The sequence below is a fragment of the Micromonospora desertarenae genome (assembly GCF_056150265.1).
In genome coordinates, this window is sequence record NZ_JAXCFQ010000003.1 from 52,175 (window position 1) to 68,955 (window position 16,781).

General features: G+C 75.9%; 10 protein-coding genes. 2 read left to right on the forward strand and 8 right to left on the reverse strand.

The window, feature by feature from the left end:
• Positions 1–1,299 (reverse strand): outer membrane protein assembly factor BamB family protein, encoded by a 1,299-nt coding sequence (locus SM577_RS06205; RefSeq protein WP_474586469.1) that lies wholly within the window; start codon positions 1,297–1,299, stop codon positions 1–3.
• Positions 1,296–2,603: an outer membrane protein assembly factor BamB family protein gene (locus tag SM577_RS06210; RefSeq protein ID WP_474586470.1), complete on the reverse strand. Its 1,308-nt coding sequence runs from the start codon at positions 2,601–2,603 to the stop codon at positions 1,296–1,298. Before SM577_RS06210 ends, SM577_RS06205 begins: the two co-directional genes overlap by 4 nt.
• 108 nt (positions 2,604–2,711) lie before the next feature.
• Between SM577_RS06210 and SM577_RS06215 the strand changes: the two genes are divergently transcribed.
• Positions 2,712–4,550, forward strand: coding sequence for a DUF6311 domain-containing protein (locus tag SM577_RS06215; protein WP_474586635.1), 1,839 nt, complete (start codon positions 2,712–2,714; stop codon positions 4,548–4,550).
• A gap of 165 nt (positions 4,551–4,715) precedes the next feature.
• On the opposite strand, the gene SM577_RS06220 is transcribed toward SM577_RS06215, so the two are convergent.
• Complete coding sequence (locus tag SM577_RS06220) at positions 4,716–6,515, reverse strand: DUF6311 domain-containing protein (RefSeq protein WP_302917552.1); 1,800 nt, start codon at positions 6,513–6,515, stop codon at positions 4,716–4,718.
• Positions 6,515–8,449 (reverse strand): DUF6311 domain-containing protein, encoded by a 1,935-nt coding sequence (locus tag SM577_RS06225; protein WP_474586636.1) that lies wholly within the window; start codon positions 8,447–8,449, stop codon positions 6,515–6,517. Before SM577_RS06225 ends, SM577_RS06220 begins: the two co-directional genes overlap by 1 nt.
• Before the next feature lie 326 nt (positions 8,450–8,775).
• Between SM577_RS06225 and SM577_RS06230 the strand changes: the two genes are divergently transcribed.
• A complete protein-coding gene (locus tag SM577_RS06230; RefSeq protein WP_302917554.1) occupies positions 8,776–9,972 on the forward strand; it encodes a hypothetical protein in 1,197 nt (398 codons plus the stop codon).
• A 139-nt stretch (positions 9,973–10,111) separates the two neighbouring features.
• On the opposite strand, the gene dxs is transcribed toward SM577_RS06230, so the two are convergent.
• The 4 genes from dxs to SM577_RS06250 all read right to left on the reverse strand — a co-directional run bounded on the left by dxs (position 10,112) and on the right by SM577_RS06250 (position 16,668).
• Complete coding sequence (gene dxs, locus SM577_RS06235) at positions 10,112–12,067, reverse strand: 1-deoxy-D-xylulose-5-phosphate synthase (RefSeq protein WP_474580284.1); 1,956 nt, start codon at positions 12,065–12,067, stop codon at positions 10,112–10,114.
• Positions 12,068–12,149: 82 nt separating this feature from the next.
• Positions 12,150–13,307 carry an anhydro-N-acetylmuramic acid kinase gene (locus SM577_RS06240; RefSeq protein ID WP_474586471.1) on the reverse strand — a complete coding sequence of 386 codons (1,158 nt, stop codon included), beginning with the start codon at positions 13,305–13,307 and terminating at the stop codon, positions 12,150–12,152.
• Positions 13,308–13,361: 54 nt separating this feature from the next.
• Complete coding sequence (locus SM577_RS06245) at positions 13,362–14,597, reverse strand: class I SAM-dependent RNA methyltransferase (protein WP_302917557.1); 1,236 nt, start codon at positions 14,595–14,597, stop codon at positions 13,362–13,364.
• On the reverse strand, positions 14,590–16,668 hold the full coding sequence (locus SM577_RS06250) for an APC family permease (RefSeq protein WP_302917558.1): 2,079 nt from the start codon (positions 16,666–16,668) through the stop codon (positions 14,590–14,592). The genes SM577_RS06245 and SM577_RS06250 overlap by 8 nt, the downstream gene beginning before the upstream one ends.
• Positions 16,669–16,781: the final 113 nt, after the last annotated feature.

Below are 16,781 nucleotides of genomic sequence, written 5' to 3' on the forward strand. Positions count from 1 at the left end.
TCACCGCAGCCGCCAGATCCGCAGGGTGTTCCCCGGCGCCTGGCAGACCAGCATGCCGGACTGCGCGCCGCACCGCCGTGCCCAGCCGGGCAGCACGGTGAGCACCCGGGTCCGGGCGGCGGGGAGGTCCAGCTCGGCCAGGAGCATCCGGCCGTCCGCCAGCCGGCGCAGGCCGTAGCGCGGCTGGCCCGCCGGCCACTCCCAGAGCGCCTGCCAGCGGCCCAGCTCACCGAGCACCCGGCCGGTCGCCGGATCGAGCACCGCCAGCGGCCGGTCCTCCCGGTCGTCCGGCCGGCCGCTCTCGGCGAGCAGCCGGTCACCGACCGGCGCCAGGTGCGACCAGCGCGGGTCGGCCCAGCGGGTCCGGCCGGTCTCCGGGTCGACCACCCGCACCCCGGCGTCGGGCTGGTGCAGGCAGACCCCCGGCCCGCACGGGCTGGCCCAGCCCGTCTGCGGGTCGGGGGGCAGCGTCCAGCGCCGGCGCAGCGACGGCACGTCGTAGCCGGCGATCCCGCCGGTCCCGTCGCCGACCAGCAGCACGTCGCCGACCAGCTCCAGGTAGCGGTGCCCGGCGTGGCCGATCCGCGGCAGGTCGGCCGCGCCGAGCCGGGCGCCGGTTCGCGGGTCGTACAGCTCCACCCGACCCGCGGGCGAGACCGCGGCGACCAGGTCCACGCCCCCGCCGCCGTACCGGTAGGCGGCGAAGCCCTCCGCGGACACCGGCACGGCCCAGCCGGGCGCCCCGGTGGCCGGGTCGACCGCCCGGACCGTCTGCCCCGGGCCGGGTCGGTGCGTCTCCAGCAGCACCCCGCCGCCCGCCACGGCCAGGGCCCGGCCCGGTCGCTGCCACCGCAGCTCGCCGGCGTCCAGGGTGAGGGCGCTGGTGGACGCGTCGTCGCCGGCGGACGACGCGGTGCTGACCAGGAGCAGGTCGTCGTGCACGGTCAGCCCCATCGGGACGTCGTCGTCCGGCAGCGCCCGGCGCCAGAGCGGTTCCCCGTCCGGCAGCCGGTACGCGACCAGTTCCCGGGCGGCGCCGTCGGCCGGCAGCAGCCCCTGCAGGACCAGCAGCCGGTCACCGAGCAGGAGGAAGTCCGCCGGATCGGTCGCGGGCACGCTCACCGTCGGCGGGCCCGCCGGTGGGGCCGCCCCGGCGGTGAGCGTGCCCAGGGCGAGCAGGAGCGGCAGCGCCACCCGCCACCAGCGGGCCGGCGGCCGGGGCCGGCCGCCGGCGGGCTCGGGCTCGGGCTCGGGGCCGCGTGGCCGTTCCCCCAGGTCGATGACCACGTCGCCGGTCATCCGGGCAGCCGCCGCACCAGGAAGCCGTCGCGCAGTCGACGACAGAGGATCAGGTCCCCGTCGACCTGGCAGTCCCCCGCCACGTCCCGGAGCACGTCGTGCCCCCGCGCCCGGCCGGTGGCGGCGTCCAGTTCGGCGACCAGCAGCCCGCCGCCCGGTGCCGGCCGGGTCCCGACAACCCGTTGCTCCGCCGTCCGGGACGGCACCAGCTGCCAGGCGCCGAGGTCGGCGAGTTGCCGGCCGGTCGCCACGTCGACCACCACCACCCGGTCCGTCCCGGACGAGGTGGTCGTGAACCCGAGCATCCGGCCGTCCCGCTCGGGCAGCAGGCCGGTCCAGCCCGCGTCGGCCCAGCGCTCCTGGCCGGTGGCCGGGTCGAGCGCCCGGATCCCGCCGGTCCGGCCGGCGGCGCAGAGCAGGTCGCCGCACGGGTGGAGGTAGGCGGTCAGCGGAAGGTCCACCTCCCAGCGCCGCCGCAGCCCGTCCAGTTCGTACCCGGCCACCCGGCCCGTCTGGCGGTCGATGGCCACCAGCAGGTCCCCCACGACCTGGCGGTCCGTCGAGGCCGGCAGGGCGGGCAGCTCCTCCCGGCGCAGCCGGGCGCCGGTGCCGGCGTCGTAGACCTCGACCGCGCCGTCGGCCGGCACCAGCACGAGCTGCTCGATCAGGCCGTCGCGGCCCTGGTAGCTCACCCCCTCCGGCGGGACCGGCAGCGACCACAGGGCCCGGCCCGAGGCGAGGTCCACCGACCGGACCCGGCCCGGGCTGTCCAGGCCGCCGGTCTCCAGCAGCAGCCGCCCGGCGGCGTCCAGCCGGGCCAGGCCGGGCTGCCGCCAGCGCAGCCGCCCGGTGTCGGCGTCGAAGACCATGGTGTCGCCGCCCCGGAAGCCGTTGAGCCCGGCCGCGGAGAGCAGCAACAGGCCGTCGTGCACCTCGAGCCCCCAGAGCTGTCCGGCCCCCGGCAGCGGCACCCGCCACAGCGGGGCGGGTCGCTGCGGGGTGGCCGTCGCTCGCTCGGGGAGCGGGTAGGCGACCAGGTCACGGGTGCCGTCGGTGACCCCTTCGGCGGGCTGCGCGACGTAGAGCCGGCCGCCGGCGACGAAGGCGTCCGCGGCGGCGGAGCCCGGCACGACGGCCGCGACGCGGGCCGGCGGCGGCGTCGCTCCGGCCGCCGTGGCCAGCACCAACGCCAGCACCACGGCGCTCCGCAGTGGACGACCGGCCGGCCGGAGCGGCCGGCGGACCGGCCGGGACCGTTCGGGCTCCGGCGGGTCGCGCAGCTCACCGAGGTCGATCAGCGTCACGTCGTCCTCCCCGTCGGCCCGCGTCCGTCCGGCAAACCGGCCGTGGCCGTACCGGGCCGGCAAATGCGACGCATCACGCCTGTACGATGGCGCGTCGTGGCTGCGCCGATGGTAGACCCCGTACCGACCCGAGTCGCCGACCCAGTCGCGGCGCCGCCGTCCCGGCGTACCCGCTGGCGGCCGGCCCGCGCCGACGTGCTGGCCGTGGCCGCCTACCTGGCGCTCGGCGTGCTCGTCTGCCTCAACTACTGGGTGGACGTGCAGCACCGGGTCTCCTCGCACCTGCCCACCGACCACAGCTGGTTCGAGTGGCTCTTCTCGCACGGCGCGTACTCGGTGCGGCACCTGGAGAACCCGCTCTTCACCACCCGCCAGAACGCCCCGGACGGGGTGAACATGATGGCGAACACCTCGCTGCTCGGGGTGACGCTGCCGCTGGCGCCGCTGACCATGCTGCTCGGCCCGCAGGTGGTGTACGCGCTCTACCTGGGCGCGGCGCTGGCGGCGACCGCGGGCACGGCGTACTGGGCGCTCTCCCGGCACCTGGTGCGCTCCCGGGCGGCGGCCTTCGTCGGCGGCGCGTTCCTCGGCTTCGCGCCCGGCATCGTGCACCACGCCAACGGCCAGCCCAACTTCGTCTCCAACTTCCTGCTGCCGCTGATCGTGGTGCGGGTGCTGCGGCTGGGCGAGCCGGGCCGCTGGCGGCGCAACGGCGTCGTGCTCGGCCTGCTGGTGGCGTACCAGATCTTCATCAACGAGGAGATGCTGCTGCTCACCGCCCTGGCCTGCCTGGTCGTGGTGGTGGCGTACGCGGTCATGCGGCCGCGCCGGGCGTGGGCGGTGGCCGGCACCTTCGCCGCCGCCCTCGGCGTCGGCGGCGGGCTGGCGCTGCTGCTCACCGCGTACCCGATCTGGTTCCAGTTCAACGGCCCGCAGTCCTACCGCGGCCTGCAGGGCGGGGTGTTCCACAACTGGGGCGAGGACCTCAAGGCCTTCGTCACCTTCCCCCGGGACACCATCGCCGGTGACGAGGCGGTGGAGCAGACCATCGGGCTGACCGAGCAGAACACCTGGTTCGGCTGGCCGCTGGTGCTGCTGTCGCTGGTGGCGCTGGTGCTGCTGGTCCGCCGCTGGTTCGCCGCCCGGATCCTCGCCGTGCTGGTGGTGGTCTTCGCGGTGGCCGCGATCGGCCCGAAGGTGCGGTACGACGGGGTGGAGACGGCGACGGACGGCCCGTGGGCGTACATCCCGGACGACCTGCCGCTGGTCGAGATGATGATGCCGACCCGGTTGGCCCTGGTGGTGGTGGCAGCGGTCGGCGTGCTGCTCGCGCTGGCCTGGGAGGCGGCCTCCGGCGCGGGCCGTCCGCCGGTGCCCGCACAGCGCGCCGACGAGGCGGACGCCCCGGCCCGCCCGCGCCGCCGCTGGATCCGGCCGGTCGGCTACGCCGCCATCGCGCTGGCGGTGCTGCCGCTCGTCCCGCGTCCGCTGCCGGCGCAGCCGGTCGACCCGCCGCCGCACTTCATCACCGCCGGTGGCTGGCGCCCGTACGTGCCCGACGGCCGCACCCTGGTGCCGGTGCCGATCCCGAGCAACGTGCACGGCCTGCCCACGCTGCGCTGGAGCGCGCTGACCCAGCACGCCTTCCCGATCCCCGGCGGCTACTTCATCGGCCCGAACGAGCTGGGTGAGGGGGTGTTCGGCGCGCCGAACCGGCCGACCAGCAGCCTGATCTACTCCACGATGGACAAGGGAGCGTTGCCGGCGCTGACCGAGGAGAACCGCCGCCAGGCGGTCGAGGACCTGCGCTTCTGGAACGCGTCGGTGGTGGTGCTCGGCGCCCATCCGCGCGAGGCGGTGCTGCGGGAGCTGATGACGGCGCTGCTCGGCCCGCCGCAGCGGGTCGACGACGTGTGGCTCTGGGACGTCCGCCCGCTGGTGCCCTGACGGCCGGCCGCCCGCCGCGCGTCCACCGCGGCGAGCTGTCCCGGCCCGCTGAACCCCGCCCGGCCGGCCCGCCGATCGGCACCCCGCAGACGGTGCCGCGGATCGGCTACGGTCAGCTCCCGCCGGCCGGGCGCGGGGCACGGCCGGCCGGCGGGTGCCGCCCGGTCAGCCGACGAGAGCACGCACGTCCCAGACCCAGGCGCCGGCGATCTCCCGGCCGGGGCCGAGCAGCTGGTCCACCGTGCGGCGCACCGGGTCACCCCGGTGCAGTCCGCCCTGGACCACCACCGCCGCCCGCCAGTGCCGCAGGTCCTCGACCGCCTGGCGGCGGTCGGCGTCGGTGACCACCGGCACCTCGCCGGTCTCGGCCACCCGCCGCAGCAGCACCGAGGTGGGCCGGTCCGGGGCGCCCCAGCGCGCGGTCGGGTCGTCGGCGGACCGGGGGCCGATGAAGTAGCCGCCCGGCGCGTCGAAGGCCAGCCCGGTCCGGGCCGACCAGAACATCGCCGGGCTCAGGCCGGCGCCGGTCACCGGCGGCACCGGCACCACTGTGCGGCCCGCCGGCACCGACGCCCGCCAGCCGCCCTCGGCCACGTACGGCGGCACCGGCCACGCCGGCACGGTCCGGATCGGCGTCGGGGTCAGCGGGAGCAGCGCGGCGGCGACCGCGCCGGTCCAGAGCAGCCGCACCGGCACCCCGACCGCCGGACCGTCGCCGGGGGTGGCCGCCGGCCGCAGCGACCGGACCCGGTCCAGCGAGAGGGCGAGCAGGATGCCCAGCACCGGTACGCAGACCAGCGACAACCGGGCCGGCACCGCCAGGTCCAGCAGCGGCAGCCCGGAGACCAGCCGGTACGGGCCGGGGATACCGGTCGGGGTGCCGTCCAGCCGGATCTGCTCGCCGAGCGAGAGCAGGGCGAACAGCACGCCGCAGACGGCCAACGCCCGCACCAGCGGCCGGCGCCACAGCCAGACGGTGACCACCACGGCGAGCACCAGCAGCCCCGGGCCGAAGAACGAGTTCTCCTCGGTGGGGTTCGGCGACAGCAGGCCGGGCAGGTAGTCGTCGCCGAGCACGGTCTGCCGGGCCGACGCGGTGAACGAGGCGGCGTCCAACTGGTAGCCGTACGCGTGGAAGGGCATCCCCCGGTAGTGGCCGGGGCCGAAGAACTGGAACCACAGCGGGTACGCCAGCAGCACCACCGCGACCGCCGCGCCGACCCCGATCCGGCCGCACAGCGCGGGCGCCAGCCGACGGGCCGCCGCCCGGTCGGCCAGCGCGTACGCGACCACGAACACGCCGGCCGCCAGGGCCACGAAGACCAGCACCTCCTCGCCGAGGAAGACCTGGTAGGTGACGGTCAGGCCGAGCAGCGCGCCGGAGCGCCAGACCCGGTCGGGCGCCGGCCGGAACACCAGCGCCAGGATCAGCGGCACCAGGAACTGCGCCGCCATGTGCAGGTGCGCCCCGGCCTGGGCCACCATGCCGGGGGCGAAGCCGCAGCAGAGCCCGCCGACGGCGGCGGCCAGCCGGGAGTCGACCAGCCGGCGGCGCAGCAGCACGTACCAGGCGGTCGCGGTGCCGGCCAGGCAGCAGACGACGGCGGTGAGGAAGGCGGCCTGCGAACCGAAGAGCAGGGTGACCGGGGTCAGCGGCAGGCCCAGGCCGAGCACCGAGGTGTTGGCCATCAGGTTCACCCCGTCCGGGGCGTTCAGCGCCGTGCTGTGCAGCGGGTTCTCCAGCCCGACCACCGACCGGGCGGCGCGGGCCAGCATCCACTCGAACAGGACCTGGTCGCCGGCCTGGTGGAACAGCCGCTCCGGGCGACCCCACTGACCGCTGGTGAGCAGCACCGCCAGGGCGAGGTAGCCGGCGACCACCAGCAGGTCCGGCGGGCGGACCGGCCAGCGGCGCCGCCGGGCGGGCGGGGCGTCGGCGGGTGCGGTGGTGGTGCCGACCGCCATCAGGCCGGCTGGTCGGTCAGCGCCCGCACGTCCCAGACCCAGACGTCCAGCTCGCGGCGGCCGGGGCCGACCAGCTGCTCGACGGTACGCCGCAGCGGCTCCGCGTGGTGCTGGCGGACCGGCAGGACCAGGATCGCCGCCCGCCAGTGCCGCAGCTCGTCCAGCGACCGGCGGCGCTGCCGATCGTCCAGTTTGGGGGTACGCCCGGTGGTCGCCACCTCCTCCAGCAGCTGCCCCAACCCGCTGGGGCGGCCGCCGAAGCGACCCGGGTCACCGGTGTTGCCGTTGCGCGGGGCGAGGAAGTAGCCGCCGGGAATCTTGAAGTCCAGGTTGGTCGACGCCGCCCAGCGCATCCCGTGCGTGTTGCCCATGCTCGGCACCGGGATCGGCACCAGGGTCTGGTCCGGCCCGACGTAGCCGCGCCAGCGGTCCTCGGTGATGAAGTCGGGCACCGGCGGGCGGGAGGTCATGTGCAGCGGCATCGGCGCGATCGGCAGCAGCGCCAGCACCAGCCCGGCGACGGTGAGCGTCCGTACGGTGCGCCGGTCCAGCGGCAGCGACCGGGCCCGCTCGACGGCGAGCGCCAGCAGCACGCCGATCACCACGCTGGTGATCAGCCCGAACCGGGTGGGCACCACCGCGTCGAGCAGCGGCAGCCGGACCAGCCACTCCCACGGCCCGGTGAACAGCTCCCGGTCCCACCAGGACACCCGCTCGCCGAGGGAGAGCACGGCGAAGAACACCCCGGTCGCGGCGAGCGCGCGGACCAGCGGCTCGCGGCGCAGCCAGAGCACGATGCCGACGGCGAGCAGCGACAGGCTCCAGCCGAAGAAGGCGTTCTCCTCCGAGTAGTTAGGGGCCAGGTTGACGTTGGCCCGCTGGTTGCCGCCGATGGTGGGCGAGCCGGGGGCGAAGAAGGCGGCGATGTCGTTGCCGTAGTCGCGCACCGCGTCGCTCAGGCCGTGGTACGCCATCGGCCCGCCGAACTGGATGTAGAGCGGGTACGCCAGCAGCGCGCCGGCGAGCACCGCGCAGACCGCCAGGCCCGCGCCGAGCGGCCGCCACGCCGCCGACCAGAGCGCCGGCCGCTGGACCAGCACGGCGAGCAGGAAGACCCCGCAGGCCAGCGCGGTGAAGAGCAGGATCTCCTCGTTGATGAACGCCTGCGCGGTGACCATCAGGGCCAGCAGCACGCCGTCGCGGACCGGCCGCCGGGACCGGGTGAGCACCAGTACCCGCCAGACGATGAACGGCAGCAGGAACTGGCTGATGATGTTCGGGTGCCAGCCGGCGTGCGAGAGCATGGCCGGCGAGAACCCGCAGAACCAGCCGCCGACCACCGCGGCCAGCGGGGTCTGTACGACGTGCCGGCGGAGCATCACGTACCAGGCGGCGGCGGTGCCGGCGAGGCCGAGGGTGACCAGCACCACGAAGGTCACCGCGGGGCCGAAGAGCAGGGTCACCGGCACCATCGGGATGCCCAGCGCGAGGATGGCGGTGTTCGCCATCAGGTTCACGCCGTCGGGGTAGTTGAACTGCTCGGTGAAGAACGGGAACTCGCCGTGCAGCACCACCCGCACCGAGTGGGCGAGGAAGAACTGCACCTGGGCCGGGTCGCTGCTGTAGAGCGGGGCGACCCGGCCGGCCGGGTCCACCCAGATCTGGCTGGTCACCCAGAGCGCGGTGAGCAGGAAGAGCCCGAACACGGCGAGGTCGGTGCGGCGGCGGCGCCACCACCGGGGCCGGGGCGCCGCGCCGCCGGACGCCGCGCCGTCGGGCTCCACCGACGGGGCAGCGGGCCGCGCCGGCTCGACCGTGGGCCGTGCCGGCTCGGCGGCGGGCTCCGGCTCGGCGGGGCCGGCGGGCGCCGTGACCGGCTCGGTGGTGACCGGGTCGGCGGTGGTGACCGGGTCCGGGGTGGACGGCGCCGGCAGGGTGTCGACCCCGGCGCGGGTCGCCCCGTTCGGGGCCGGCGCGCCGTCCGGGGCGGCGTGACCGTTCGCCGTGCCGCCGCCGGCGGTCACCGGATCGGACGCGGTGGTGGCGTCGGATTCCGGCGAGGACTCGGCGCGGGTCTCGGCAGGCGTCACAGTCGGCGGAGTCTACCGGAGCGGGAAAATGTCCCCAAAGCCACCGCGAGGTCCCTTGTGGTGGCTCGGCTGGCGGCGGTGGGACGGGGTGCGAGCCGCCGCGTCCGGCTGACCGGACATCTCGTACTATGGCGCTTTCACGACGGCAGCTCGACCGAGGGGGCGTACAGGTGGCTCCAGTCCGCCGGCGCGGCATGACGGCCACCGCACTGCTGACCCTGCTGCTGACCGCCACGGCCTGCGGCCCGGTCGCCGACCGGCAGCAGCCCCGCGAGCTGCGGGTGGGCTACGACAGCCGGGACGGCTCGCTCACCGTCTGGCCGCCGCGCGGCGCGCTGGCCGGCGACGCCGCGGTGACCGCGGCGGTGACCGCGGCGGTACGCGACTGGCGGTCACCGGTCGACGACCGGGTGCACCTGCCCACCTCGGGCATCCTCTTCGCCGGCGAGGTGGACGGCGCGCCGCTCGCCCTGGTGGCCGCGGACGTGCCCGGCGAGAGCGCCTCCTGGCTGCTGCAACTCACCCGCGACGGCGACCGGTACGCGGTCACCCGGGCCACCGAGTACACCGACCCCGGCTACCTCGTCTACTCCGACGTGCTCCCGGTGCAGACTCCCGCCGGCCGGCGCTACCTCACCTCGGCCCGGGTGCAACGCCTGCTCGGCCCGAACGGCAAGGCGTTGACCAGCACCGACGGCCTCACCGAGCCGGTCGACGTGCCGGCCTGCCGGGCGGTGGCGGTGACCGCCACGCTGCGCTCCACCGAGTCGCTGCCCCGGGGCCGGGCCGCCGAGCGGCTGCTCGACCTGGGCACCGGCACCGCCGATCCGCGCTACCCGCTGGTCCGCGACGAGAGCGGGTCGGGCAAGCGCGCGCTGGCCGGCCTGGACACCTGCGCGCTGGCCGGCGAGGAGGGCCCGTTCGGCAGCATCCCCCGGCGGATCGGCGACCGGGACGCGCCGCGCTCGGTGCCGTCGTCCTGGCCGATGGAGAAGGTCGCCGTCCGCACCCTCGGCGAGGTGGCCCTCGGCGGCGGCGAGCCGGCCGAGCTCCAGCAGCTGAGCTGGGAGACCGCCACCGGCCCGATGACCGCGGTGGTCTACCGGCCGGCCGACGGCGGTCCCGCCGTGGTCTCCCCCGCCGACCAGGCCAGCCCGTTGCAGACGTACCTGCTGCCGGTGCCGGGGCAGCCGCTGGTGGTGCTGAGCTGGCGGGCCACCCGGGACAGCTCGCTGTCGGTGCCCCCGGGCACCCCGCGGCTGGTGGACCGGCCGGGGCTCACCGTGGTGCCGGAGCCGGCGCGCACGGAGACGTTCAGCCTGGCCGGGTCGGGCAAGACGCACTACCGCTCGGTCGGCGGCCGCTGACCCACGCCGGCTCCGCGGCGCCGGGAGGCGGGTGACGGAGCGCTCTCGCCGCGTTGCCGGTCGAGCAGCACGGCCGGCCCGCAGCGACGGCGACGGCGGGCGTCCCGGTGACCCGGGGCCGCCCGCCGTCGGTGAACGCTCAGTTCGACGCGGCCGCGTCGTCGGCGGAGAGCCGGACCGGCTCCACCGGCTCGACGTCGAGCCGGGAGATCCAGCCGGTGACGTCGCGGGCCACGTCCTGCGCGGTCAGGCCGAGGTCGGCCAGGATCTGCGCCCGGGTGCCGTGCGGGTGCCAGTCGGCCGGTACGCCGAGGTCGCGCAGCGGCACCCGGACGTCGGCGTCCCGCATCGCCTGGGCGAGCGCGTCGCCGACACCGCCGACCCGCACGCCGTCCTCGACGGTGACCACGAGGCGGTGCCCGGCGGCCAGCTCGACCAGCTCGGCCGGGATCGGGCGGACCCAGCGCGGGTCGACCACGGTGACCCCGTAGCCCTGCTCGGCGACCCGGGCGGCCACCTCCATGCCCAGCTGGCCGAACGCGCCGACCGCGACCAGCAGCACGTCGGTACGCGCCGACTCGGCCAGCACGTCGACCGACCCGACCCGGCGCACGGCCGGCAGGTCGGCGGCCACGGTGCCGGTCGGGAAACGCACCACGGTCGGGCCGTCGTCGACGGCCACCGCCTCGCGCAGTTCCTCGCGGAGGGTGGCGGCGTCCCGGGGCGCGGCGATCCGCAGCCCGGGCACCACCCCGAAGACCGACATGTCCCAGATGCCGTAGTGGCTGGGGCCGTCCGGGCCGGTGATCCCGGCCCGGTCCAGCACGAAGGTGACCGGCAGCTTGTGCATCGCCACGTCCAGCAGGACCTGGTCGAAGGCGCGGTTGAGGAAGGTCGCGTAGACCGCCACCACCGGGTGCAGCCCGCCCAGCGCCAGCCCGGCGGCCGAGGTGGCCGCGTGCTGCTCGGCGATGCCCACGTCGTAGGTGCGCTCCGGGTACTTGCGGGCCAGCGAGGCGATGCCGGTCGGCTCGGCCATGGCGGCGGTGATGCCGACCACGTCGGGCCGCTCGTCGGCGATCGCGACCAGCTCCTCGGCGAAGACGTGGGTCCACTTCACCGACGGGGCGGCGACCAGCTTGCCGGTCTCGATGTCGAAGGCGCCGCCGGGGCCGTGCAGGCAGTCCGCCTCGTCCTCCTCGGCCGGCCGGTAGCCGTAGCCCTTGCGGGTGACCGCGTGCACGATCACCGGGCCGCCGAAGTTCTTCGCCGCGCGCAGCGACGACTCGACCGCCGACACGTCGTGCCCGTCCACCGGGCCGACGTACTTGATGCCGAGGTCCTCGAACATCGCCTGCGGGGCGACCGCGTCCTTGATGCCCTTCTTGACCGCGTGCAGCACCTCGTACATCGGCTTGCCGACCAGCGGGGTGGAGCCGAGCGCGTCCTTGACGGTGTCCAGCACCTTCTCGTAGCCGGGGTTGAGCCGCAGCGAGGAGAGGTGGTCGGCCAGCCCGCCGATGGTCGGCGAGTACGACCGGCCGTTGTCGTTGACCACGATCACCAGCGGGTTGCCGCTGGTGGCGATGTTGTTCAGCGCCTCCCAGCACATGCCGCCGGTCAGCGCGCCGTCGCCGACCACCGCCACCACGCTGCGCGACTCGCCCCGCAGCGCGTACGCCTTGGCCAGGCCGTCGGCGTAGGAGAGGGCGGTGGAGGCGTGCGAGTTCTCGATCAGGTCGTGCTCGCTCTCCGCCTGGCTGGGGTAGCCGGAGAGCCCGCCGCGCTGGCGCAGCCGGTCGAAGCCGGCCTGCCGCCCGGTCAGGATCTTGTGCACGTACGCCTGGTGGCCGGTGTCGAACAGGAGCCGGTCCCGGGGGGAGTCGAAGACCCGGTGCATGGCCAGGGTCAGTTCCACCACACCGAGGTTGGGCCCGACGTGCCCGCCGGTGCGGGAGACCTTCGCGATCAGGAAGTCGCGGATCTCGGCGGCGAGGACGTCTAGTTCCTCGGCGGACATCCGCTTGACGTCCTGCGGACCGCGCACGGTGGCCAGCAGCCGGCCCGGGGCGGCCGTGTCCTGTTCAACACTCATGACCGGAGAGTCTATCGGCCGCCCGGTACTCCGCAGCCCGGGCCGAGCCCGCCCGGCCCCCGGCGCCGGGCTGAGCACCAGCTCAGGACCGGATCCGCAGCCGGCGCGGCGGGGTGGGCGGGACGGCGTCGCGGGCCGGCCCGGCCGGGGTCCAGGAGCCGAGCACGGCGGCCCGGGTGGCCCCGGTCACCGACGACAGCGCGCCCGGCAGCCCGTGCCAGGAGAGCCAGCCCAGCAGGGCGAACGCGTACGCCTCCTTGGCCTGCGCGGGCACCCCCAGCTCGTCGGTGGTGCGCAGCCGCCACCGGCCGGCGCCCAGCGCCTCCAGCCGGCGCCGCAGGGTGGGGTTGCGCACCCCGCCACCGGCCGCCACCACCTCGACCACCCGGTGCCGGTCGCACTCGGCGGCGACCACCCGGGCGGTCAGCTCGGTCAGCGTGGCGAGCACGTCGTCGGTGGGCACCGGCTCGCCGACCGCGGCCAGGTGCCGGTCCAGGTAGCCGGCGTGGAACAGCTCCTTGCCGGTCGACTTGGGCGGCGGCGCGGCGTAGTACGGCTCGGCCAGCAGGGCGGCGAGCAGCCCGGCGTGCACCCGGCCGGCCGCCGCCCGGGCCCCGTCGGTATCGCACGGGCGGTCCAGGAGGCGGCGGGCGGCCGCGTCGAGCAGCGCGTTGGCCGGCCCGACGTCGTACCCGAGCACCGGGGCGCCCGGCGCGACCACCGTGAGGTTGGCGATGCCGCCGAGGTTGAGCGCCGCCCGCGGCCCGGCGGCCGGGTCCAGCAGCAGCGCGTCGAAGGCCGGGACCAGCGGCGCGCCCTGCCCGCCGGCCGCGATGTCCGCCGAGCGCAGGTCGCTGAGCACGGGTACGCCCACCCGGGCGGCCACCCGGGCCACCGCGCCGAGTTGCAGGGTGCCCCGGGCGCGCCCCTCGGCGACCCAGTGGAAGACCGTCTGCCCGGGCGAGACCACCGCGTCCGCGCCACCGGCCAGCTCGACCCCGACCGCCGCCGCCTCGGCGAAGACCTCGCCGAGCCGGTTGTCCAGCCGGCAGACCGCCTCGACGGTGGTGCCGGCCGGGGGCAGCAGCGCGCCGATCTCGGCGCGCAGCTCGTCGTCGTAGTCCAGCCCGCGGTGGCCGAGCGGGCGCAGCCACAGCGTGTCGCCCTCGACCTCGAACTCGGCGGCGGCCACGTCCACCCCGTCGTAGGAGGTGCCCGACATCAGCCCGACGATCTTCACCGGGCCAGGCTAGCGCCACCCGGCCGCGCGGTCGGCCGGGGCACCGCGGCCGGCTCAGTCGGGCGGCAGCAGCAGCCCGACCAGCTCGACGTGCTGGGTCATCGGGAACAGGTCGAAGCCGCGCACCGTGGCCAGCCGCCAGCCGAGCCCGGTGAAGGTGCGCACGTCCCGGGCGAATGCCGCCGGGTCGCAGGCCACGTACGCCACCGCGCGCGGGCCGGCGGCGGCCAGCTCGCGCACCACCCGGGCGCCGGCGCCGGAGCGCGGCGGGTCGAGCACCACCACGTCGACCGGGCCGGTGATCCGGCGCCGGGCCAGCGCGGTCTCCACCCGGGCCGCCACCACCTCGACCTGGCGCAGGTCGCGCAGGTTCTCCCGGGCCGCGGCCACCCCCTGGGCGGCCGACTCGACCAGGGTGACCCGCCCGCCGGGGCCGACCCGGTCGGCCACCGCCGCGGCGAACAGCCCGGCCCCGCCGTAGAGGTCCCAGGCCGACTCCCCCGGCCGCGGCTGCAGGGCCGCCAGCACCGCGCCGACCAGCGTGTCCGCCGCCGCCGGGTGCACCTGCCAGAAGGCGGACGCGGGCAGCGTCCACTCCCGGCCGGCGGCCACCTCGCGCACCTCGGCCGGCCCGTCGACCGGCGTGGCGACCCCCTCGGCGACGGTGGAGACGGTGACGTCGCCGCCGGTGGAGGCGACCGTGTCCACCGCGTCCGCGTCCGGCCAGCGCGCCCCGCTCGGGCTGAGCACCGGCAGCTCCTGGATCACCGGGTGGGCGATCAGGCAGCGGTCGATCGGCACCACCTCGTGCGAGCGGTGCTTGAGCAGGCCGGCCCGCCCGGCCGCGTCCACCGCGTAGCGCACCCGCGAGCGCCAGCCCAGCGGGCCGCCGGGCAGCGCCTCGACCCGTACGCCCAGCCGGTCCAGCTCGTCCCCGGTCAGCCCACCGAGCCGGGTGAGCTGCTCGCGCACAACCGCGGCCTTCCACTCCAGCTGCGCCGCCGGGGTGACGTGCTGCAGGTCACAGCCGCCGCACCGGCCCGGCTTCGCGTACGGGCAGGGCGGCTCGACGCGCTCCGGCGCGGCGGTCAGCACGGTCACCGCGTCGGCCCGCACGAAGCCCTTGTGCACCTCGGTGACCTCGGCGACCACCCGCTCGCCGGGCAGCGCGTGCCGGACGAAGACCACCTGGCCGTCCACCCGGGCCACGCAGTGCCCGCCGGGGGCGACCGCCCCCACGGTCAGCTCGACCCGCTCGGCCTCCTCCAGGCCCCGCCCCGGCTCAGTCACGGCGGGCCCCGGCGCCACGGCCGCCCTCCCCGGGCTCGTCGGCGCCGAGCGGCGGCACGGCCGGCGGCAGGGTGCTGCGCGGCACCACCCGCGGGCCCCGGGCCGGCCCGCGGCTGAGCGTCGCGTCGAGCCGGTCGAGGTTCTTGCTGGCGGTCGACTCCAGCTGCCACGGCACGCTGGTCACCATCACCCCCGGCTCGAAGAGCAGCCGGCCCTTGAGCCGCAGCGCGCTCTGGTTGTGCAGCAGGTTCTCCCACCAGCGGCCGACCACGTACTCCGGGATGAAGACGGTGACCACGTCGCGCGGGGACTCCCGGCGGACCCCGGCCACGTAGTTGAGGATCGGCCGGGTGATCTCCCGGTACGGCGAGTCGATCACGGTCAGCGGCACCGGCAGCTCCCGCCGCTCCCACTCCTCCTGGAGATCCCGGGTGTCCTTGTCGTCCACGTTGACGGTCACCGCGGTCAGCGTGTCCGGCCGGGTGGCCCGGGCGTAGGCGATGGCCCGCAGCGTCGGCTGGTGCAGCTTGCTGACCAGCACCACGGCGTGGTTGCGGGCGGGCAGCACGGCGCGGCCGCCGTCCGGCGGGGTCAGCTCGTCGGCCACCCGGTCGTAGTGCCGGCGGATGGCCAGCATCAGCACGTAGATCACCGCCATCGCGGCGATCGCGATCCACGCCCCGAGCAGGAACTTGGTGACCAGGACGACGACCAGCACCGCGCCGGTCATCGCCATGCCGAAGGTGTTGATCGCCCGGGAGCGGAGCATCCGCCGCCGGGCCTGCGGGTCGCGCTCGGTCTTCAGGTGCCGGTTCCAGTGCCGGATCATGCCGGCCTGGGAGAGGGTGAACGAGACGAACACCCCGACGATGTAGAGCTGGATGAGCCGGGTCACCTCGGCCTGGAAGCCGACGATCAGCACGATCGCGAAGACGGCCAGGAAGACGATGCCGTTGGAGAACGCCAGCCGGTCGCCCCGGGTGTGCAGCTGGCGGGGCAGGTAGCGGTCCTGGGCGAGGATCGAGCCGAGCACCGGGAAGCCGTTGAACGCGGTGTTCGCGGCCAGGAAGAGGATCAGCGCGGTGGCCCCGGCCACCACGTAGAGCAGCACCGAGCCGGAGCCGAAGACCGTCTCGCCGAGCTGCGTGGTGACCGTCTTCTGCACGTACCCCTCCGGGCCGGCGACGATCTGCAGGGCCGGGTCCTCGACGAACTGGAGCCCGGTGAGCCGGGACAGCCAGATGATGCCGACCAGCATCGCCACCGCGATGGTGCCCAGCAGCAGCAGGGTGGTGGCCGCGTTGCGGCTCTTCGGCGCCTTGAAGGCGGGCACCCCGTTGGAGATCGCCTCCACGCCGGTGAGCGCCGCGCAGCCCGAGGAGAAGGTGCGCAGCAGCAGGAAGACCAGGGCGAAGCCGGTCACGCTGTGCTCGGCCTGGATCACCAGGTCGGCGCTGGGGGCGCGCAGGTCGTCACCGAGCACGAAGATCCGGATCAGGCCGGTGAGCAGCATCGCGCCGATCACGATGACGAACCCGTAGGTGGGGATGGCGAAGGCCGTCCCGGACTCGCGCAGCCCGCGCAGGTTCATCGCGGTCAGCAGCACCACCGCGAGGACCGCGATGAGCACCTTGTGGGTGGCCACGAACGGCACCACGGAGCCGAGGTTGGCCACCCCGGAGGAGACCGACACCGCGACCGTCAGCACGTAGTCGACCAGCAGCGCGCTGGCCACCCCGACGCCGGCGCGCGGCCCGAGGTTGACCGTGGCCACCTCGTAGTCGCCGCCGCCGGAGGGGTAGGCGTGCACGTTCTGCCGGTAGCTGGCCACCACCGTCAGCATCACCACGACCACGGCGAGGGCGATCCACGGCGAGAAGAGGTACGCCGACGCGCCCGCGATGGAGAGCGTCAGCAGGATCTCGTCCGGCGCGTACGCCACGCTGGAGAGGGCGTCGGAGGCGAAGACGGGCAGCGCGATGCGCTTCGGCAGGAGGGTGTGCTGGAGCCGGTCGGACCGGAACGGTCGACCGACGAGCAGCCGCTTCAGCAGCGAGGTGGGACTGGCCACAACCGCCAAGCGTACGACCCGCCGTCCGGGCGCGCGGGGGTGGTCGATCACGTCGGGGGCGCCCCGGCGGAGTACCGTCGGTGCCCGCCCGTGCCGGGAACGTGGCAGGCTCG